The sequence below is a fragment of the Priestia abyssalis genome, assembly GCF_002019595.1.
GTDB classification, from domain to species: Bacteria; Bacillota; Bacilli; order Bacillales; family Bacillaceae_H; genus Bacillus_BA; species Bacillus_BA abyssalis.
In genome coordinates, this window is record NZ_KV917369.1 from 1,395,778 (window position 1) to 1,416,250 (window position 20,473).

The window sequence follows — 20,473 nt, forward strand, 5'->3', positions numbered from 1 at the left end:
CGAATGACGATTATTGAAAAAAATAGCCCATATGTATTGGGCATCGATTTAGGCACATCCAATTCAGCGGTTTCCATATATCGTAAAGGAAAACCGCATATTATCAAATTGGGGAAGGAAAGCACGATTCCGTCTGTTGTCGGTTTTCGTTCTGAAGAAGATATTCAAATCGGAGAAGCTGCAAAACGAAGAATTCTCATTGATCCTGAGCATACAGTTTCATTCATTAAACGTGAAATGGGAACAGAGTGGAGACATGAGTTCTTTGGTAAAAGTTATCGTCCTGAAGATATTTCAGCAGAAATTTTATCGAAACTGAAAGAATATGTCATGGATCAAGAAGAGGTAGATTTAAAAGGAACACCAGCATATGCCGTCATTTGTGTTCCCGCCAATTTTGATGACAATAAAAAGCGCGCTACAAGAGAAGCAGCTGAGTTAGCCGGTCTTCACGTTACGTATTTATTGGAGGAACCTGTTGCGGCGGCCATTGCCTATGGCATGGAAACAGGGCGGAACCAAACGATTATGGTGTATGATCTCGGAGGCGGTACGTTTGATGTATCTATTTTAAAAGTAGATAGTGTATCAGAGGAAGACCAGGCTGTATTTACGATCCTTTCAAAAGAAGGGGAACCAAAGCTTGGCGGCTATGATATTGACAGAGTCATGATGAAACTTGCAGCAGAGGATTTTAAACAAAAAAGCAAGCTTGATTTATTTGATTTAGAAGCAGACCAGGGAGTATCCGCTGCAGACTTGCTGGAAGCGCAGCAAAAATTACAAGAAGCGTGTGAACAGGCGAAAAAAGAGTTGTCTGAAACGGATATAGCGGTGCTGGAGATCGCCAATGTGATTAAAGATGAATTTGGCGTTATCCATCATATCGAGTATGAATTAACAAGAGAGGCATTTGAAGCAGCCATCAATCCGTTAATTGAACAGACCATCCATACAGTGAAGCGAGCGATTGAAAATGCGAAGCTTGATATTCGTGATATTTCGCGAGTCATTTTAGTGGGAGGGTCTTCCCGCATTCCTTTAGTCAGCCAAAAAATTAAACAGCTATTGAATAAAGAACCGTATGCCAATATCGATCCAGATACGGTAGTAGCGCAAGGGGCAGCCATTTTCGGGGCAAGCCTTGGAGTTCCGACTGACAAGCTGGACGAAACAAATGAGGTTGAACAAGAAGATAAGCCGAATACCGAGATTGAAATGAATAATATTGTTACCCACCATCTCGGTATTGAAATTCGCGGCGGGCGTTTCAATTCAATTATTGAAAAAGGAGTGGAGCTAACGAAAGAACATCCGATTGTGTCGATGGAGAAAATTTACAGCACACCGGAAGATGATATGACAGAGATGCGAATTTCCGTTTTCCAGACCTCCGACATCGTTGAATACGTTAGTGATCAACAATGTGTTTGTATTGGAGAGTTCTTTCTGACTGGAATCCCGCCGGCACCAAAAGGCACACATCGTATCACGGTCCGATTCGAAGTGAATCAGCAAAATGAGGTCATCGTCACAGCTGCATTGAAAGGGGAAGAAGGAATCACAAGTCAAATGACTATTCAAAGAGACTAGGAGTTTTAGCATGACACACTTAAAAAAATTTATCGAAGAATTTGGTGATCTTCAAATATTATATAAACGGAAAAGAGCACGATTAGATAATTGGAAACATCAATTTCAGCAATTGGAACTAGAAATTAAAAGACTCATAATGTCCTTTGAGCAGCATTATGAACAGTGGATCGTTAGCGAACAGTTTGGGGATGAGGTGAAAGAAAAGTTAGAAAATCGGCGTGAAGGTATTCGATTATCAGTCAAAAGCGTAAGCCGGCTGCTCCGCAAACTTAAGCCTGAAAAGCCGTTAGAAGGGAGCGCCTCTGTATTCATAGGTGAGGAAGAGCTGGCAGTTAAATTATCAATCTTCACTTGGAAAGTGCTAAAAGAGGGAATCAATCTACAAGATTCCCAATTAAACAAAGGAAAAGACGGGGTATTTAAAGAAACTGCAAGTGATATGAAAGCTGAACAAGCGGCAGAAAACAATCATGAAAATGTGCAGGGTGAGGAATTAGATCGGTGCGAACTAACCGTGGAACAAGAGAATGAACAGGCAGGCAACAAAATTATGGAGGAAACCCTTCTTTCTAATCGCAACATAATTGAGGAACTGGACGAGTCTATTGAAGCAGCGGAAAAAAGATTTGTGACATTCATGGAAAAAAGTGTGGCCCCAATCATGGACGGTTTATACAGCGGAAAGTGCTATGCAACTGAATTAATAGCGGAGCTGAGAGACGCTCGTTATGAACGAATGGAAAAAGTGGAAGAGTGGCTCGTGATTTATAGTTTATTACTATCAGAGATTCAAACTCTATTTAATCAATTTTCCATTACCTTATTCGCGCCTGCTGCGGGTGATAGTTTTGATGAACATAGACATGAGCCGATTGGGGTTGTAGACGATTTACATTTTCAAAGTGAACAAATAAAAGAGGTTGTTCGATACGGTTTGTTTTATAAGAAACCGATATTTAATCAGGACTCGTTTCTCATTCGGCCTGCGCAGGTGATTGTGGTGAAAAACAAGATACAAAACACGATAGAAGAGCAAAGAGGGACGAATCATGAGAATGGACAATGAAAAGAAACCGGTTCTTGGTATTGATTTAGGTACCACTTACTCGGCGATTGCCAGATGGACGGAGAAAGGGCCGAAAGTATACCAGAATCCGAGAAGAGAATATACGTGGGCGTCAGTTGTTTATCATGATGAGCGTCAAGCCAAGCCATTGGTTGGAAACCTTGCATTAAAGCGCGCGTTGATCGATCCTGAAAATGCTGTAATCGGTGTGAAGCGAATGATGGATGCTGGGGGAGAAAAAATCCGTTTAGGAAACAGGGAGTATACACCGATTGAAATTTCTTCTATGATTTTGCGTGATGTGTATGAATATGCAGAAAAAACAACACCCGGATTTGATCCTGCAGGCGTTGTGGTGACTGTTCCATACTATTTTACAGCGCTCCAATGTATGAACACATCGGAAGCAGCTTCATTAGCAGGACTAAATGTGCTTGGTATCATTCAGGAGCCGGTTGCAGCGGCGCTTGCCTATGGAATTCATGAAGAGGAAACATTGAGTGATGAAGTCATCATGGTATTTGATTTAGGCGGCGGCACTTTTGATTTGACTATTTTCCGTTTACGAAACAGTAAAGAGAGACTAACATTCGAAGTACTCGCAACAGGAGGAGATGACCGTCTTGGCGGCCTTGATTTCGATAAAAGTCTCGCAGAGTTGATTAGAGAGAAAGCAGCATTGAATTTTTCAGGACTTTCTTCTGCAAATAAGATGAAAGTAAAAGCGGCTTTGATGGAAGCGGCAAAAGAGGCAAAGGAAATATTATCATACGAAGAATATACGGATATTATCAAACCGAACATATTGCCGGGACAGCATATTGAAGTTGAAGTTGAGCGGGGAGAGTTCGAGAAATGTATAGAAGACTATTTCGAGAAAATGGATATGATTCTTGATACCGTCATTGAGAAAGCTTCGCTATCAAGAAATGATATTAACCGTGTGATTAAAGTCGGAGGTTCGAGCCGTATTCCTAAAATTGATGAACTGCTTTCTCAAAAAATTGGGACGGACAAAATTTTTGGCAATATCGATCCAGATCTTTGCGTTGCCGAAGGAGCGAGTGTATATGCAGCTTTTTTGGATGAGCGGATTGAATGGTCTAAAAAAATTGAAATTAAAACAGCTACTGCTCATGCGCTCGGTATTGGGTTAGGAGACGGCCGGTTCAGCGTGTTAATCCCAAGCAATCGCCAAACCCCGTGTGAAGCAACCCGCATATTTACAACCAATGCTGATGATTGCGAGGAAGTGGATATTGATGTGTATCAAGGTTCCTCAAAACTCACGAAAAATAACAAAAAAATCGGAACCATTCACGTCTCGGGGTTAAAGAAGTATCCTGCAGGGGAATTGGATATTCACATTACGTTTCGGATTAATCAGCAGCAAAGCGTTTCGGTAACCATCGTGCAAAAGGAAAGCAATATTCGGAAGGTTGAAAGCGTAAAGCTAACATAATGACTGTAAAAATGCATGACTTAAAAGGTGTGTGATACACATTGAGAATAGATGGTTATGAGATAGAAAGAGAGATTTTCTCGAATGAATACGGTTTGGCTGTGTATGAAGTGACCAGCTTGAATAATGGTCAACGTCATATGTTAAGGCTGCTGGATGTATCCAGCCATCAAGAAGGGCTTCAGCAAGATAAATGGTATGAAGTCTACGAGAAGTATCAATTGACTATCACTAATTTCAAATATTTACCTCGAGTTTTTTCCATTAATATGATAGACGAGTTTCGATCATATACGATATTGGAGGGAGAAGAAGGACGCATATTAAAGAGCAAGGGCCAAATTGGATTAGAGCAAGTCTTACAGCTAATTGATGCCGTTCACCATCTTCATCAAAAGAAAGTGGTTCATGGATCCATTTATGCTGAAAATATTTGGCTTACGAATAAAGGGCGTGTCGTTCTGTATGGTGCAGGGGAATCAACAGCGATAAATGGAAGTCAACAACATGATGTAGTTGCAGATGTCAAACAGCTCGTAGATGTGATTTGTCAATACTCCGTGTTAGATAAAGAGGTAATTCGACATTTAAAGATTGAGAACCCAAGCACCATTGCGGAATTAGAATCCATTGTATGGAAGACAGAGTCTTTGCAAACAACAGAAAATGAGAAGAAAAGCGGAGGCTTAGTGGAAAAAGGAGAGCTGACTTTATTCAAAGAAATATCGGTTCTAGCTGCTGAAAAGGAAAAGCCGCCGCTTCGTTCTAACAGGCCAAAAGAGAAGTCTGAGCAGCCGAGTAGATCATTTAGAGACAAAAGAGCCTTTCCATATGAAACGCGAAAACGAGCGGAGAAGCGAAGGAGACGAACATCTCCATGGATGCGGAGATTTGTTGCCGGCATGGCGGGAATCTTCGCTATATTATTGATTCACGAGCTGTTTTCTTATTTGCAGTTACAGAAGATTCCGACTTTGGAAGAACAGGAGATTCCTGTTGCTGTAGAACAATCACCCTCTTTTGAGGAGCAAAAACCTCTAACTGAAGTATCTGAAGAGAGGATATGGGGAAATCAGGATGAAGAACAAATCGAAGTACAGGAAGAAATTCAGGAAGTGCCAGCTCCAGTCGTGTATACAATAAAAGAGGTAGAAGCCTTTATGAAGGAGTATGCTGTCTTAAGTGAAGAAGCATTGAAACAGCAAAACTTCTCTCTTGTGGAACCTTTAATAGATCCGGCCGGCTCCATTTATCAAGAACAGCTCGATTATTATAATAATGCAGAAAACAGCGGGATAATAGAGGAAATGTCCATCTTTAACGTAATCGATATTGAACAAACTGATCAATCAACATATAAGGTTTCAGCACATGAAGAGTATAATGTTGTCTACAGGGATGCTCAAAAGGAAACGAAGAGATTTAATAGTGTTTATATCGTGAAAATAGTAAAGGACGAGCAATTAGCTGTCAATGAGAGGATATATGAACAAGAGTTCAATCCACTGAAAAGCAGTGAAGAGGAACAAGACAATGAAGTAACCGTAACAGAATCTGATATGGCTATATTTATGGAAGAGTATATAAAGGCACGAGAAGAAGCCATCCAGCAGGACGATTTTGCTTATGTAGAGAAATTGCTTGACCGAAATGGTTCTGCGTATCAAGAGGTACAAAATCATATTCAGTCTTTAAACGGCGACAATATTCCAGAAATACTGCTAACGTACAGTATTGGTGATCTTACACAACTGGATGAGTCAAGTTATAAAGCGGTTGTCTATGAGGAATACCGCCTCCCGGGCAGTAATGAAACGATGGAAGTTCAAAGCTATAAATGCGAATATGTAATCACATGGTTAGACGGTCAACTCGTCGTTCATGAACAGTCAAAGACGGAAATTAATTTGAATAGAAATGAAGAGGCCTCACCTATTGATAGGTGAGTTTTTTTATGAAAAAATTTTTAAATAGTTTTTTTAAGCTTCGTTCATTTTCACCGAGTTTTCATTTTACTTTACTAAAATTCAAGTATCAGGAGATGGAAGGAGGGGAAAGAATGAATGCTCAAGTACGAAAAGGTATATTATGGATCGCTGGGATAATTCTTGCATTTACCGTAATCAAGTTTCTGATGAACTTCTTAGGAGGTTTCTTTTTCTATAATGCCCCGCTGCGTCACCAGCTAGTAGGCAGGGGACATGGCCCGGGCTTTGGACACCACCATTTAATGCATGGACCGCATCATGGAGGCTTTCATTTAATGGGATGGGTTGTGTTTCTGTTTTTAGGAGTAGCTGCTGCCGTTATCTTATGGAGATGGCTTAAAAAGAAAGAAGCGAATCGCTCGTTCCGATCTTCCATTATGGAAGCGTCTATTATTAATCGAGCTGCTCATGTAAACACCAGGAATGCAGATGTATTGGATGAGTGGGAAGAAAATCAAACAACTAAAAAGGAGAGTGGACCATATGGCAATTTTTAAACGTATAAAAAATATTATGATGGCTGAAACACATGGACTTCTTGATAAGGTAGAAGACCCAATCGAGATGTTAAATCAATACGTAAGAGAAATGGAGCAGGAAATCAACAAGGGACAGCAAGCTCTTTCTAACCAAATCTTTTTGGAAAAGAAACAAGAAACTTTAATTATAGAGACAGAGGAATTGATCAGCAAAAGGAACAGGCAGGCAAAATTAGCAGTGGAACGAGGGGAAGAGCAAATAGCCAAACTGGCTGTACAGGAGAAATTGATTCAAGAAAAGCAGCTGCACGTCTATCAAGAGCAGTATGAAATGATCAAAAGCCAGACGACAACTCTATGGGAACAGTTGAATCAATTGAAACAAAAATATCAAGAGTTACAGCAAAAAAGACTTCTGCTAGTTTCAAGAGCGAATGTGGCTCACTCAATGAAACAAATGCACAATACTTTTATATCATTCAGCACAGAGAATGTAGCGAGAGGAGTAGCGAGAGCGGAAGAACGAGTAGTAATGAAGGAGGCTGAGGTACAAGCAGGTCACCAATTATCCAAGTCTTCAAACGCCTTTAATCCCCGTTATATGGATGTGGCCATGCAAGACGAGGTAGAAAAGGAAATCCAAAAGTTGAAAGGTTTAAATACGGAAACGGCGTAACGATCATCTTCAGCCAAACATAGCGAAATCAAAATCGATCTTTTGGCATACAAAAAGACAAAAAGAGAAACGATGCGAATTTTGCGCCATCGTTTCTCTTTTCTAATACATTCTACTTAATCATTTGACACATTTCATCCCATCCAAGGCCATTTACAATCGGCCATTCAGACAACTTGAATGTGCCTTCAAGGGTTCTAAATCGATCTATATAGTTGTATTATTCAGCCGGTTGCTCGCCGCCGAACCATTTTTCGATTAATTTATCCAATTCGCCGCTTTCTTTCATTTCCTTTAACACATTGTTGAACTCAGCAGTCAACTCGCTGTCTTTAGGGAACGCTACTGCCGATCCTTTTTCCTCTGCATCTGGAATTGGAAAGCCTACAAGAGTCTCATCTTTATTAAAGTAGTTTTTTGCAACGACATCTTCAATTACTGCTGCATCAAAACGATTGGAGTTCATTTCTTGAATGATTTCTGGAATGCGGTTGCGATTTTCAACTTTCATATCAATTGTTTTTTGAAGCTCCATTGCTTTTCCTTCTTGGATGGTTCCTACTTGTACACCAACCGTTTTTCCTTTTAAATCTTCAAGTTTTTCAATGCCGCTGTCTTTTTTCGTGACAATGAGATTGTTGCTAATGTAGTACGGTTCTGTGAAATCGACGCTCTTTTTACGTTCTTCAGTAGCAGTCATACCTGCCATAACAAAATCTACTTTGCCGGCTTGAATCGCAGGAATTAGGCCGTTGAAATCCATATCTACCAATTTTACTTCGTATCCAAGTTCTTTTGTAATTGCTTTTGCCAAATCAGCATCAAAACCGATAATTTCATCACCTTTAGCTGTATCGATGTACTCGAACGGCGGGTAGTCAGCAGATGTGCCCATCGTTAATACTTTCTTTTCTTCTTTTTCTGCGCCCCCTTCCGCAGCTCCATTTTCTTTTTCACCGCTTGTTCCGCATGCTGTTAATAGACTGACAGCAAGCATACCGCTTAAAATTGACGAAAACCATTTTTTCTTTTTCATGTTTTTCCCCCTCATTTTCTCTCTTCATTTTTTTGAAAATTATTAATATTATAAAATAAAAATATTATTTTTGAAATAACATTTAAAAAATTTATATATATTCATTAATCTGTATTTTAAAACACTTTTATCAATATCACAACTATTTTTTTGAAAAAAATAAAATTACAAAGTATTAGTAGTATTATTATAAAAAAATTCCACAAATAATATGGCAGGGGAAAAAGTCCCCTGCCATATTATTTATGCCTGCAATGGTTCCTTCTTGTTCCGTAAATGCCATAACCATCATTCCTTTCAAATGATATTGTTTTATATAATATTATTATTTTTGATAATAATGAGTCGAGAATTGAACAAACAAAATTTTTGTGGGGAACGAGAGGTATGTAAAACAAGCATTGCTCTAAAGTTGAACCGTTTTTCTGAAGCTGGTGAAAAAGTGTTTCAATAGAAATTTCCCTCCATATGCTTACCCCATTCAAATTCCTCTTAACGTTAAAATCGTGATTCCAAGTCATACTTTCCCTACAAAAGAAAATGCCCCTTCTAAAGAAGCGATGGAACAGTTAATGGGCAGTTTCCCGATTATTGAAAATATGATGGATAAAGACAAAGAATTAGTTGAATTATTAAAAGGTAATAATCAAACGAAAGTGTTGATGATAGGGTATGGAGAAGAAAAAGAAATCGATTTACATTAAAAAAATCGACTATAGAGACAGAACATGACCTGAAAGCCTGTTAGAGAAATACATGGCAAGCCGCCTCCAAGAAATCCATGCAGGCGGCTTGCTGTTGTGAAAATTAGTGTATTAACACTTTTTATCGAAAGCAACAGCACCGATAATGATTAATAAAATGAACAATACAACGATTAACGCAAAGCCGCCGCCGTTTCCGTATCCGCCATAACCATAACCGCCGTATCCGTAACCTCCGCAGCATCCTCCGAAGCCCATATCCTTTTCACCTCCTGTCATAAAAAATCATAGATTTGATGATTAGTAACCGTAACCTCCGCCGTATCCTCCTAAAGCACCGGCACCTACGATGATTAACAGGATAAACAATACAACAATTAATGCAAAGCCGTTGTTGCGTCCTTCTGACATTTCATTCACCTCTTTGTGAAGATTAAAAGGAACGATTGTTGTTTCCTTTGTATGTAGCATATGAAAAATTTAAAAAATGGTTTGGACTAATGAATTGGTTTTAATGAAGACTACCCATGCAATTGGCAAAAACATAAAAGAGCAGCCCCATCATAGAAGAAGCTCAAGAGGATGGGGCTGTTTGATTTACTCTATAATCATTTAGTGAATTTGAGGGGCCATTTATTAAAATTTACACTTTGATCCCTTCTATGATGTTCAGCTCCAGCGCCTGGCTTAGTAAGTGAAAAACTGACTGTCCTTATAAGGCACAAAAAATAGCGATCAATCCCTATTTTTTGTGCCTGCAGGACATCAGCCTTCTTTAACCAAGGAATTTGTGCTTGTCTTACCATAATCTATGAAGTAAAGAATAACCTATGCATTATTGCATTAACCTCATCGACATTAAGATTTAGTTAAATATTTGTGTTAAACAATTAGAAATATTTTAATGATATGAATTTTTTATTTTTAAATATATACTTAATACGACAGAATTCGCCTTTTTTATTACATTTAATAGATTGTCATTTTATAAAAAAGTATTTATATATAAAAATTGGCACGAAAATTGAAAGAATATTTAGTTAAGAGTCGTTTTTTGAAAAGAGGAGATGCTTTATCGGGTGGAGCAGAGCAGAAAAATAAAATTGAAAGCGTTTTAAATGAAATGAAAGAGGAGGAATGATATGTGGAGAATGGTGCACGGCTGAATAAATCGTTAAAATTATGGCAAGTTGTAATGATGGGATTAGCATTTATGGCTCCCATGGTTTTGGGATTGTATCAGATATAACATCCGCGTTGGAACACTCCTACGCTCAATGTTGTGTTAGTCGGGGGTGTTTCATTATCTGCCATATTTTTAGATTTAGTAACAGCTACTTCTCTCATTAATTTTGGAGCATTGATGGCATTTACGTTTGTAAACTTATCTGTTATAAGTCATTTTGTTATTCGTCAAAAGAAACATAAAACGATAAAAGGATTTTTTAACTATCTCGTGTTGCCCTTAATGGGTGCAGGGACTGTGGGAGTATTATGGATAAGCCTTGAAACGAGTTCATTGATAGTGGGAATTGTTTGGGCTATTTTTGGATTTAGCTATCTGACATACCTTACAAGAGCATTTCGAACTGTACCGCCGCAGTTCCAAACGGAAGAGGTACAGGTGTAATATCGAAAATACCAGTCTATGAAACTGTTTATCCCGCATTAATGGGCAGCAAGCCTCCCACTGATGGAAGTTTCCTTTATAAAAGCGGAAAATAGATTATTTATTAATAAAAACGCATCTCGAGAGCCAAAGAGATGCGTTTTTATTTATTCTTGCCCTGAAATGGTACTTCTTCTAAGAGCAGCCCTTTCTTTTGTTGTGTTCATGTCCAATACTAGGGGAATACATATGATTCTTCATGCAAAACTGAATAGGTCATGCATTTTTTCATACGCATGATAGTTCAAATTTCGTTTTTCGAAGAGAGACGGATAGGTTGTATGATCGATAAACCCTTTATTTCCTTGCATTTGTTTATCATTTTTAACAGTTGGCACGAAACTTGCTTTATTACATAAGTAACAATAAAAAATGAGGTGTTAAAATGACAAATCAATCTGTAAAAATGAAAAATACTGAATCTAAGAAAGAGGTAATAGCTCAGGATAATCCTTTAAAAGAATTTCAGGAAAGCCTAAAAGAAGCGAGTGGTATTCTTAATTACCCCACGGAGGTATTTGATTTTTTAAAGAAACCGATGAGATTTTTAGAAGTAAGTATTCCGGTTCAAATGGATGATGGCACAACGAAAGTTTTTGAAGGATATCGGGCTCAACATAATGATGCGACAGGTCCTACGAAAGGCGGAATCCGCTTTCATCCTGATGTTACACCAGAAGAAGTAAAAGCTTTGGCCGGCTGGATGAGTTTAAAATGCGGCATTACAGACTTGCCTTATGGGGGTGCAAAAGGCGGGATTATCTGCGACCCAAGAAACATGAGTTTACAAGAGCTCGAACGATTAAGCAGAGGATATGTCAGAGCGGTCAGTCAAATTGTAGGCCCAACAAAAGATATTCCTGCTCCCGATATGTACACGAATTCTCAAATTATGGCATGGATGCTGGATGAATATGATCATATTCGTGAGTTTGACTCACCGGGTTTTATAACAGGGAAGCCGCTTGTGCTTGGCGGGTCAGAAGGAAGGGAAACGGCTACTTCAAAAGGGGTCTTGTATACCCTTCAGTTGGTGAGTGAACTAAAGAATATTCCTATTCAGGATATGCGTGTGGTTATTCAAGGCTTTGGAAATGTAGGAAGTTATTTAGCTCAATATTTATATGATCTGGGAGCGAAAGTTGTAGGGGTGTCGGATGTTCTTGGAGGCGTGTATGATCCAAATGGATTGGATATTCCTTACTTGCTGGAGAATAGAGACTCTTTTGGCATTGTTACCAATTTATTTACTGAAAAGATTCCTAATCAAGAGCTGCTTGAGAAAGAATGTGATGTATTGATACCGGCGGCAATTGGCGGAGTCATTACAAAACACAATGCAGATCGCCTGAAGTGTAAAATTGTCATTGAAGCTGCCAACGGTCCGACTACTAAAGAAGCTATCAAACTATTGGATAAGAAAGACATTTTAGTTGTACCGGATATTCTTGCCAATTCGGGAGGCGTCATTGTGTCATATTTTGAATGGTGTCAAAACAATCAAGGATATTATTGGTCGGAAGATCTCGTGGATGAACGTTTAAAAGAAAAGATTACAACGAGCTTTTTAAACGTTTACCATACAGCCAATCATTTTGGAGTCAATATGAAAACGGCAGCCTATATAGAGGGAATACGTAAAATAACGGAAGCTTCCCGTCTCCGCGGGTGGGTACGTTTTTAGTTTGTTTTTGACTCATTGGTCAAGCTTATATAACAATTCAAAGGGAGGTTTAGCAATTGAAAATGGAGATTGTATCAGAGAAAAGGGAGCAGCAGCCTATCCATTATTACTGCCTTTTAACGGATTATTACCGCTACGACTTAATGGTCGCTTATTCAAATCATTTTTTTGGAAAAGCGGTGGTCACCTCGCTTCAAAATGGCCAAATGGTTCTTTTATGCTCAGAAGATATTGAAGCGGAACAATATTGGGCGCAAAAGCTCGGAATTGAAAAGCAAGATGTTGGAGAATTTCGGAACTTTTTTCATTTAATTCTTCAGTCGCAAGGGTATGTAGAGCAATATTGCTAAATAACAAGATTGAGTATAGAAGTATGTGCTTTGTTTTCTAAAAAATCCTTTAAAATTTAAGAAAGGAAGGGTCCGAATTGTATTATGAGATGATTACAAGTCCATGTCATGGAACGATTGAGAAAGTCTCAATCAATCAACATTCAAGGGTTTATGAATGGGAGCCGCTTTTTTATGTGAAAACGATTGATGGGGGCACAGAAATTATTAAAATGGGTGTCAGCGGAGAGGTCCAGTCTTTGGAAGTACAAGAAGGGGACCAAGTCATTCCGGGAATGGTTTTAGCCTATATAAAAGAAGAGATGGTCATAAGTGCAAGTGATTGAGTATCTAAAAGCGGGGAATCATTGCCTATAAGAACTTAATAAGTGGGCCGCTGATTAAACATTCACTTTATACAGCTATATATAAGGGATTGGCAAGAACTCGCAAGGGAGATTGTCAATCCTTTATACGTTGAAAATGTGACGAGAATCACCCTTGTTCTTGTCATATTTTCAACGTACATCCATTGAGATTTGAATGTTAATGCCAAAAGAGATTTTAGACTTGATCGAAAGTTCTGTTAAAATGGTAATATAAGAAGTGTGTGCAGCTTGGAGGGGGATGACAGATGTTTTCAATCGAAAAAGAAAAAATTAGACCCATTACAGCTTTGGCCATCGATCAGATGGAGAAAGAAGATTATATAGAAATCCGTAATATAAGAGAACCATTTTTATTTTTGAAAAAACAAAATCGATTATTTGCCTACGTTCATGTGAATAATCTTTTGCAGGGAGATGGGGGGAAAGAGAAACTGGAGTTGGAAACGCTGCTTTCCAATGCCATTTCCATTGATCATGTATGCCAGCTTAGTAAACATATATCGTTGCCTGTTCTTTTCCAGATTATTGGAGAACCTATTGCGATTGTAAAAGAAGAAACGGGAGAGCCATCAGGTTATATAAGAAGGGAAGATGTGCTTGCCGAACTGTTTAAACAAGAAAATAAAAGCGTAGATTTACTTAAAATCATTTTAACTTCTATTCCGATGGGAATCTTCGTTGTTGATCGTGAAAAACAAATTATTAATTGTAATGATGCCGGCTTGAAAATGATTAAATCAACATCAGAAAAGGTCATGAATGTGTCAGCAGAAACGATTTTTAAGGGCAACCATATTCAAAATGTGTTTACGACAGGAAAAACGATTTTAAATCAAATTCAAATTACTGATGAAATGGGCGTACTGGTTGATTACAGCCCCATTTTTAATCTTGAACAGGAAGTAGAAGGAATTATCATCGTTGTCCAAGATTTGCCGATGGTGGAAGAAATGGCGATGGAAATTGAATACATCAAAAATTTGAATACTGATTTAAATGCGATTTTATCCAGTATTTATGATGAAATATTGGTGGTCAATCAGAAGGGAGAACTATTGCGTTTTAGCGAAACGGTTATTCCTGATTTTTGGAATGTCGATTTAAAAGAGCTTATCGGCAAGAATATTCTGGAATTAGAGGATCAAGGCTTATTTACTCCGTCAGTCACTCGCCTTGTATTGGAAAAGAAGAAAAAAGTATCGATTGTCCAAGAAACGAAAAGCGGGAGAAAGATTCTGGCCGTCGGCAATCCTGTATTTAATGAAAAAAAAGAGATTGACCGCATTATCATTGCTTCGCGGGATATTACGGAAACCACACGCCTTCGAACAGAGCTGAAAGAGATGAAAAAAATATCAGAGCAATATAAAAAGGAATTAGACGATTTCAAAAATAAAGATCGATTCCTAAAAAAATTGATTTATTGCAGTCCGAAAATGGAACAAATTATTAATCAAGTTAAAAAAATAGCAGAGTTCTCTTCAACGGTTCTGATCAACGGAGAATCCGGCGTCGGAAAAGAAGTGATTGCACAGGCTATACATCAATTAGGAGGACGTTCTTCCAAACCGTTTCTTAAACTGAATTGCGGTGCGATCCCTGAGAATTTATTAGAAAGCGAATTATTCGGTTATGTAAAAGGATCATTTACAGGTGCGGACAAGCAGGGAAAAGACGGTTATTTTAAACAAGCGGACCAGGGAATTTTATTTTTGGATGAAATCGGCGAAATGCCTTTACATCTGCAAGTAAAACTTCTCAGAGTGCTGCAAGAACAGGAAGTTATTCCAATTGGAAGTACAACGCCTATTAAAGTGGATGTGCAAATTATTGCAGCAACAAATAAAAGATTAGAGAAAATGGTTGAAAAAGGGACTTTTCGCGAAGACTTATTTTACCGCTTAAATGTTATTCCTCTCCAGATTCCGCCTTTAAGAGAACGAATTGAAGATATTTCAATGCTGGCATTTCATTTCCTCCAGCAATTAAATGAAAAATATAATAAGAATTTTCATCTGACACCTGACGCCATTAATGTGTTGGAATTTTATCCATGGCCGGGAAATGTAAGGGAGCTGCAAAATATGATAGAACGCCTGGTCGTTTCAGCTGATGATCAAACGATTAATGCTGAATTTGTCAGCCAATTTCTTACACTTGGTTATGACTTTAAAAAATCCAAGCCGGTCATCACAAGAGTAATTCCTCTTCAAGAGGCTCTCGACCATGTGGAAGAACAATTGATTGAGTTAGCGATGAAGCAATACAAAACGACGACCAAAGCAGCTAAAGCTCTCGGAATCAGCCAATCTTCAGTCAGTCGAAAATATCAAAAGATTGTAAGTGAAAAGGAAATGAAAATGGATAACCGTTCATTTTGATAAGGAAACCTCTATAAATAATCACCTCTCTCATTGCGAATAAATGAGAGAATCTTTTACAAAAGGGTCCGGCAAGCAGTATGCAACTGCTTGCTGGACTCTTTTTTTATATCCTTTCAGCTAAAGCTGAAAGGATATAAAACAGCTGTTTTACAAGAATAAGTCAAAATCTCATCTATTACCAAGAAGCTCTATATATGCACTGTTTAATAGATTATGCATTTTTGCATAGATTTTACATCCCTTTCATGCAAAAAAACGATGAATAACGACACTGCCAGATTGGCATGGAACTTGCAAATATATATAAATGAAAAGATCGACGAGGGAGGAGAAAGAAAGATGATCGATACAACAAATAAGCAAGGTGTCCAGAATAAGGGGGAAAATAGAATATTAGATTTAAAGATGTATATTAACGGACAATGGAGAGATTCCAGCAATCAAGAAAAAAGGCCCATTGTGAATCCTGCCAACAGTGATGTGATCGCCTATGCAGCTGAAGGAACGATAGCAGATGCAAGAGAAGCAATCGATGCAGCGAAGGCGGCGTTTGAAAGCGGTGTGTGGTCAGAACTGCCTGCTGTGGAAAGAGCCTCTTACCTATTAAAGATTGCCGATAAAATCGAAGAAAATCAGGAAGAGCTTACCCGCCTAGAAACGATGGATAACGGTAAAACATTGCGGGAAGCCGGATTTGATGTAGGAGATGCAGCTGCTTGTTTTCGTTACTATGCCGGCCTGATTACAAAGCCGGACGGACATACGTATCACGTCGCCGATCCGATGCAAGCGATGGTCGTTCGTGAACCGGTAGGCGTGTGCGGACTCATCGTTCCATGGAATTATCCTTTGCTTATGAGCGTCTGGAAAATCGCGCCGGCTTTAGCAGCAGGAAACACCATTGTGTTTAAGCCATCAGAAGTAACGCCGGTCACACCGACCAAGCTGTTTGAAATATTTGAAGAAGTGGGACTGCCTAAGGGTGTTGCCAATATGGTCATGGGGGCAGGACCTATTGTTGGAAATGAAATAGCGGCAAGCAGCCATGTGGACATGGTTTCTTTCACGGGGGGCACGAAAACAGGAAAGCACATCATGAGAACAGCTGCAGACAATATGAAAAAGATTTCGTTGGAGCTTGGCGGTAAATCGCCGAATATCATTTTTGCTGATGCCGATTTTGAAACAGCTGTCGATTATGCGTTGTTTGGCATTTATGCAGGTGCCGGGCAAGTATGTTCTTCGGGCTCCCGGATTCTCGTAGAAGAAACAATTTATAATCAGTTCGTCAAACGGTTTGTGGAACGTGCCAGCCAAATCAAAGTAGGACCGGGAGATGACCATCATTCAGAAATGGGGCCGCTTGTCAGCCAGCAGCATATGGAGAAGGTGTTGAAATATATTGAGATTGGAAAAGAAGAAGGTGCCCGTCTTGTATGCGGCGGCAATCGCATTACGAAAGACGGCCTGGATCAGGGATTTTTCGTGGAGCCGACCGTATTTGTGGATGTAAAACCGGATATGCGCATTGTGCAAGAAGAGATTTTCGGCCCTGTAGTCGTCATTCAAACATTCAAGGATGAACAAGAAGCAGTTAAGCTTGCAAACGATACGGATTACGGACTTGCCGGCGGAGTATTCACCGTTGACGGGGCAAAAGCGCTGCGTGTCATCAAAAAAATCCGTGCCGGAATCACGTGGATCAATTCCTATCATCCGACCTACAATGAAGCACCTTGGGGCGGATATAAGCAAAGCGGAATCGGACGCAGCTTAGGAACATTCGGATTGGAAGAATTTCAGGAAATTAAGCAAATCAATATCAATTTACAAGTGGAGCCGATTGGCTGGTTTGAGAAATAAAGAAGAGTGTTTATCAAAATATAACCACATAAAAAATAGACAGGAGCGATTAGCATGAGTATTGATGTAAAAAAAGAAAAACAGGTTCAAAGTGTAAACGATTATATTAAAAAGGTGTTACGTTTAATTGAAAAAGAGACGGTGACGGAAGAAGAAGCAAGATGGATTACAAAAGAAACGGTAGACGGCTTCCGCGAGCATGTGAACCCGGGCTTCCTCGAGTATAGAAAAACGGTAACGAAGGACACTCAATTTGCGGCGGTGGAATGGTCGGATGAGGGCTCTTGTTTTACCGATGTAAACGGCAAGAAATATATTGATTGTCTAGGGGGATTCGGCATTTACAATGTGGGGCACCGCAATCCGAAAGTGGTGAAGGCCGTATCGGATCAATTGAAACGTCAAGCGCTTCACAGCCAAGATTTACTGGATCCTCTTCGTGCGATATTGGCCAAAATCTTGGCAGACATCACGCCTGGTGACTTAAAATATGCGTTCTTTACCAACAGCGGGACGGAAAGTGTAGAGGCAGCGTTAAAGCTCGCTAAAATGTACAGCGAACGTACAACATTCATCTCAACAACAAGGGCCTTCCACGGAAAGAGCCTCGGTTCCTTATCGGGTACGGCAAAAGGAATGTTCCGTAAGCCGTTCCTACCATTGATCCCTGGTTTTCGCCATGTTCCATTCGGCGATATCGAGATGATGAGAAAAACGTTTGAAACATGCGCGTTAGTAGGAGAAGATGTGGCGGCTGTCATCCTTGAGCCGATTCAAGGGGAAGGCGGAATCATTCTCCCTCCGGAAAACTATTTGAAACAAGTAAGAGAGCTGTGTGATGAGTACGGAGCGTTACTGATTTTTGATGAGGTACAAACCGGAATGGGGCGTACGGGGAAAATGTTTGCGGCTGAATTATATGATGTGGTACCTGACATTCTTTGTCTGGCGAAAGCTTTTGGAGGCGGAGTCATGCCGGCCGGAGCCATCGTCGCGAAGGAAAAAGTATTCAAGAGCTGGTTCCCAAATCCATTCATGCATACGACTACGTTCGGAGGCAATCCGCTTGCATGCGCAGCTGCCATTGCCACGATTGATGTGCTGCTGGAAGAAAACTTGCCGGAAAGGGCAGCAGAGGTAGGAGACTATTTCTTGCACGGATTACGGGATGCAGCAAAGGGACATGAAGACAAAGTTCTGGAAATTCGCGGGCAAGGCTTGATGATTGGAATTGAATTCCATAAGGATGAGATTGGTTACCAAGTATCTCAAGGGATGTTTGATAGAGGAATTCTTGTGGCTGGTACTCTTATAAATTCTAAAACTATTCGTATTGAGCCTTCTTTGACCATCAGTTATGAGGAAGTCAATACCGTCATCAATACGTTTAAAGAAGTGTTGGAGCAAGTGACAGCTGAATAATGATAGATTTGATGATTTTATATTTTATTCCGCATTAACGGGCAGTAAGTCCCCCACTGATGGAAGTTTCCTTAATATTTTGTACCTGTAAGGCTATAGAAAGATTGTAATAAAAGAAAGCAGATGGACTTTTTACCGGTCCATCTGCGATTTAGAAACCAATTCAATGGATCAGTTATAGGACGGTGTATTCAAGGTGACGAAAAAACATGCAGAAATAAATACAGCTATTCCCGGACCGAAATCCCGGGATTTACTGGAGCGCAGAAAAAGAGTTGTTCCAAAAGGAATCAGCAACAACTGCTCGGCTTTTGTACAAAAGGCACAAGGAGCATGTGTGGAGGATGTGGATGGAAACTCGTATATCGATTTTGCAGGTGCGATTGGAACCCTCAATGTCGGTCATTCTCATCCAAGGGTAGTGTGGGCTCTTCAAGAACAGGTAAGCAATTTTATTCATACCGGTTTTAATGTCATGATGTATGAGTCTTATATTGAGCTTGCTGAAAAGTTGATAGAGCTTGCGCCCGGAGATTTTCCGAAACAGGCGGCCTTTTTTAACAGCGGTGCTGAGGCGGTGGAAAATGCCGTGAAAATCGCCCGCAAATATACGAAGCGTCAAGGGATCATTTCCTTTACAAGAGGTTTCCATGGACGAACATTAATGACCATGACGATGACAAGCAAGGTGAAGCCTTATAAATATGGATTCGGTCCGTTCGCTCCTGAAGTATATAAAGCCCCTTACCCTTATGTATATAGACGTCCCGAGGGAATGAGTGAAAAGCAGTACAGCGCTTTTGTCATTGAGCAGTTCGAACAGTTTCTGATATCGGAAGTGGCACCAGAGACGGTTGCAGCGGTTGTGATGGAACCTGTACAAGGAGAGGGCGGTTTTATTGTACCGGATCAGGCTTTTGTGAAACGAGTACATGAAATTTGCAGGGAACACGGTATTCTATTTGTCGCCGATGAAATTCAAACCGGATTTGCAAGGACAGGAAAGTATTTTGCGATTGACCATTTTGGGATTGAGCCTGATTTGATCACCATCTCTAAATCGATGGGAGCGGGAGTACCAATCAGCGGTGTGATCGGAAGGAAAGAAATCATGGACGCAGCCGATTCAGGAGAATTGGGCGGCACCTATTCAGGAAGTCCGCTGGGGTGCCGTGCTGCTCTTGCCGTTTTGGATATCATTGAAACAGAAGGGTTGAACGAACGAGCGGAACAAATAGGAAAAAGAGTGAGAGAGAAGATGGAGCAGATGGCGAACCGTTTTGAGCAAATCGGTGATATTCGGGGGCTTGGAGCGATGTGTGCCATGGAGATCGTAAAAGATAGAGACAGCAAAAAACCAGATAAAGAAACCGTAGGGAAAATCGTCAAAACTGCCAATGAGCGGGGCCTGCTTCTTTTAAGTGCCGGTATATTTGGCAATGTCCTTCGTATTTTGATGCCTCTCACGATAACAAATGAGCAGCTCGAGGAAGGATTAACGATTCTCGAGGAATCGATTGAAGCCGTGATAGCACCACAATATACGTAATGCAGAGGAGGGGAAGAGGTGAGTAAAATAGAACAAAACTATAAGCTTTTTCCAATGTAGATTGATGGAAAGTGGATAGGCGATGTAAATGAAGATTTTACAAAAGTGGTTAATCTGGCAACAGGTGAGGTACAGGTGTGTCCTCTAATATTTCCAAGCCTTTCGGAATTAAGCATT

General features: G+C 39.9%; 18 protein-coding genes. 15 read left to right on the plus strand and 3 right to left on the minus strand.

What is annotated here, in order from left to right:
* The first annotated feature begins 3 nt into the window (after positions 1-3).
* From BK575_RS06475 to BK575_RS06500, 6 genes are all read left to right on the plus strand, one after another.
* On the plus strand, positions 4-1,593 hold the full coding sequence (locus tag BK575_RS06475) for an Hsp70 family protein (protein ID WP_078409457.1): 1,590 nt from the start codon (positions 4-6) through the stop codon (positions 1,591-1,593).
* Between the two features lie 10 nt (positions 1,594-1,603).
* Positions 1,604-2,662 (plus strand): nucleotide exchange factor GrpE, encoded by a 1,059-nt coding sequence (grpE, locus tag BK575_RS06480; protein ID WP_078409459.1) that lies wholly within the window; start codon positions 1,604-1,606, stop codon positions 2,660-2,662.
* Positions 2,646-4,124, plus strand: a complete 1,479-nt coding sequence (locus tag BK575_RS06485) for an Hsp70 family protein (RefSeq protein WP_078409461.1) — start codon at positions 2,646-2,648, stop codon at positions 4,122-4,124. Before grpE ends, BK575_RS06485 begins: the two co-directional genes overlap by 17 nt.
* A 41-nt stretch (positions 4,125-4,165) precedes the next feature.
* The gene (locus BK575_RS06490; protein WP_078409463.1) at positions 4,166-6,070 is read left to right on the plus strand and encodes a TcaA NTF2-like domain-containing protein; all 1,905 of its coding nucleotides are present in this window, start codon (positions 4,166-4,168) and stop codon (positions 6,068-6,070) included.
* Positions 6,071-6,183: 113 nt separating this feature from the next.
* Positions 6,184-6,609 carry a hypothetical protein gene (locus BK575_RS06495; protein ID WP_139367976.1) on the plus strand — a complete coding sequence of 142 codons (426 nt, stop codon included), beginning with the start codon at positions 6,184-6,186 and terminating at the stop codon, positions 6,607-6,609.
* Positions 6,596-7,267: a PspA/IM30 family protein gene (locus BK575_RS06500; protein ID WP_078409467.1), complete on the plus strand. Its 672-nt coding sequence runs from the start codon at positions 6,596-6,598 to the stop codon at positions 7,265-7,267. Before BK575_RS06495 ends, BK575_RS06500 begins: the two co-directional genes overlap by 14 nt.
* Before the next feature lie 220 nt (positions 7,268-7,487).
* On the opposite strand, the gene BK575_RS06505 is transcribed toward BK575_RS06500, so the two are convergent.
* Complete coding sequence (locus BK575_RS06505) at positions 7,488-8,303, minus strand: transporter substrate-binding domain-containing protein (RefSeq protein WP_078409469.1); 816 nt, start codon at positions 8,301-8,303, stop codon at positions 7,488-7,490.
* A gap of 506 nt (positions 8,304-8,809) precedes the next feature.
* On the opposite strand from BK575_RS06505, the gene BK575_RS06510 reads away from it, so the two are divergent.
* Positions 8,810-9,007: a hypothetical protein gene (locus BK575_RS06510; RefSeq protein WP_139367977.1), complete on the plus strand. Its 198-nt coding sequence runs from the start codon at positions 8,810-8,812 to the stop codon at positions 9,005-9,007.
* Between the two features lie 111 nt (positions 9,008-9,118).
* On the opposite strand, the gene BK575_RS28365 is transcribed toward BK575_RS06510, so the two are convergent.
* Both BK575_RS28365 and BK575_RS28370 read right to left on the minus strand, forming a co-directional pair.
* Positions 9,119-9,265: a YjcZ family sporulation protein gene (locus tag BK575_RS28365; protein WP_169907597.1), complete on the minus strand. Its 147-nt coding sequence runs from the start codon at positions 9,263-9,265 to the stop codon at positions 9,119-9,121.
* A 42-nt stretch (positions 9,266-9,307) separates the two neighbouring features.
* Complete coding sequence (locus BK575_RS28370) at positions 9,308-9,418, minus strand: YjcZ family sporulation protein (RefSeq protein ID WP_169907599.1); 111 nt, start codon at positions 9,416-9,418, stop codon at positions 9,308-9,310.
* 952 nt (positions 9,419-10,370) lie between these two features.
* Between BK575_RS28370 and BK575_RS06525 the strand changes: the two genes are divergently transcribed.
* From BK575_RS06525 to gabT, 8 genes are all read left to right on the plus strand, one after another.
* Positions 10,371-10,637 (plus strand): hypothetical protein, encoded by a 267-nt coding sequence (locus BK575_RS06525; protein ID WP_078409475.1) that lies wholly within the window; start codon positions 10,371-10,373, stop codon positions 10,635-10,637.
* A gap of 424 nt (positions 10,638-11,061) precedes the next feature.
* Positions 11,062-12,360, plus strand: coding sequence for a Glu/Leu/Phe/Val family dehydrogenase (locus BK575_RS06530; protein ID WP_078409477.1), 1,299 nt, complete (start codon positions 11,062-11,064; stop codon positions 12,358-12,360).
* Positions 12,361-12,422: 62 nt separating this feature from the next.
* Complete coding sequence (locus BK575_RS06535; RefSeq protein WP_235867462.1) at positions 12,423-12,710, plus strand: SAV0927 family protein; 288 nt, start codon at positions 12,423-12,425, stop codon at positions 12,708-12,710.
* A gap of 77 nt (positions 12,711-12,787) precedes the next feature.
* A complete protein-coding gene (locus BK575_RS06540) occupies positions 12,788-13,036 on the plus strand; it encodes a biotin/lipoyl attachment domain-containing protein (protein ID WP_078409481.1) in 249 nt (82 codons plus the stop codon).
* Between the two features lie 287 nt (positions 13,037-13,323).
* The gene (locus tag BK575_RS06545) at positions 13,324-15,459 is read left to right on the plus strand and encodes a sigma 54-interacting transcriptional regulator (protein WP_078409483.1); all 2,136 of its coding nucleotides are present in this window, start codon (positions 13,324-13,326) and stop codon (positions 15,457-15,459) included.
* A 393-nt stretch (positions 15,460-15,852) separates the two neighbouring features.
* Positions 15,853-17,325, plus strand: coding sequence for an aldehyde dehydrogenase family protein (locus BK575_RS06550; RefSeq protein ID WP_078414673.1), 1,473 nt, complete (start codon positions 15,853-15,855; stop codon positions 17,323-17,325).
* A 54-nt stretch (positions 17,326-17,379) separates the two neighbouring features.
* Positions 17,380-18,747: a putrescine aminotransferase gene (locus BK575_RS06555; protein WP_078409485.1), complete on the plus strand. Its 1,368-nt coding sequence runs from the start codon at positions 17,380-17,382 to the stop codon at positions 18,745-18,747.
* A gap of 196 nt (positions 18,748-18,943) precedes the next feature.
* A complete protein-coding gene (gabT, locus tag BK575_RS06560) occupies positions 18,944-20,296 on the plus strand; it encodes a 4-aminobutyrate--2-oxoglutarate transaminase (RefSeq protein WP_078409487.1) in 1,353 nt (450 codons plus the stop codon).
* Positions 20,297-20,473: the final 177 nt, after the last annotated feature.

Excerpts from the sequence above, each read along its gene's own strand:
- BK575_RS06475 (WP_078409457.1), top strand. The coding sequence starts at position 4 with ATGACGATTATTGAAAAAAATAGCCCATATGTATTGGGCATCGATTTA.
- grpE (WP_078409459.1), top strand. The coding sequence starts at position 1,604 with ATGACACACTTAAAAAAATTTATCGAAGAATTTGGTGATCTTCAAATA.
- BK575_RS06485 (WP_078409461.1), top strand. The coding sequence starts at position 2,646 with ATGAGAATGGACAATGAAAAGAAACCGGTTCTTGGTATTGATTTAGGT.
- BK575_RS06495 (WP_139367976.1), top strand. The coding sequence starts at position 6,184 with ATGAATGCTCAAGTACGAAAAGGTATATTATGGATCGCTGGGATAATT.
- BK575_RS06500 (WP_078409467.1), top strand. The coding sequence starts at position 6,596 with ATGGCAATTTTTAAACGTATAAAAAATATTATGATGGCTGAAACACAT.
- BK575_RS06505 (WP_078409469.1), bottom strand. The coding sequence starts at position 8,303 with ATGAAAAAGAAAAAATGGTTTTCGTCAATTTTAAGCGGTATGCTTGCT.
- BK575_RS28365 (WP_169907597.1), bottom strand. The coding sequence starts at position 9,265 with ATGGGCTTCGGAGGATGCTGCGGAGGTTACGGATACGGCGGTTATGGT.
- BK575_RS28370 (WP_169907599.1), bottom strand. The coding sequence starts at position 9,418 with ATGTCAGAAGGACGCAACAACGGCTTTGCATTAATTGTTGTATTGTTT.
- BK575_RS06525 (WP_078409475.1), top strand. The coding sequence starts at position 10,371 with ATGGCATTTACGTTTGTAAACTTATCTGTTATAAGTCATTTTGTTATT.
- BK575_RS06530 (WP_078409477.1), top strand. The coding sequence starts at position 11,062 with ATGACAAATCAATCTGTAAAAATGAAAAATACTGAATCTAAGAAAGAG.
- BK575_RS06535 (WP_235867462.1), top strand. The coding sequence starts at position 12,423 with ATGGAGATTGTATCAGAGAAAAGGGAGCAGCAGCCTATCCATTATTAC.
- BK575_RS06545 (WP_078409483.1), top strand. The coding sequence starts at position 13,324 with ATGTTTTCAATCGAAAAAGAAAAAATTAGACCCATTACAGCTTTGGCC.
- BK575_RS06555 (WP_078409485.1), top strand. The coding sequence starts at position 17,380 with ATGAGTATTGATGTAAAAAAAGAAAAACAGGTTCAAAGTGTAAACGAT.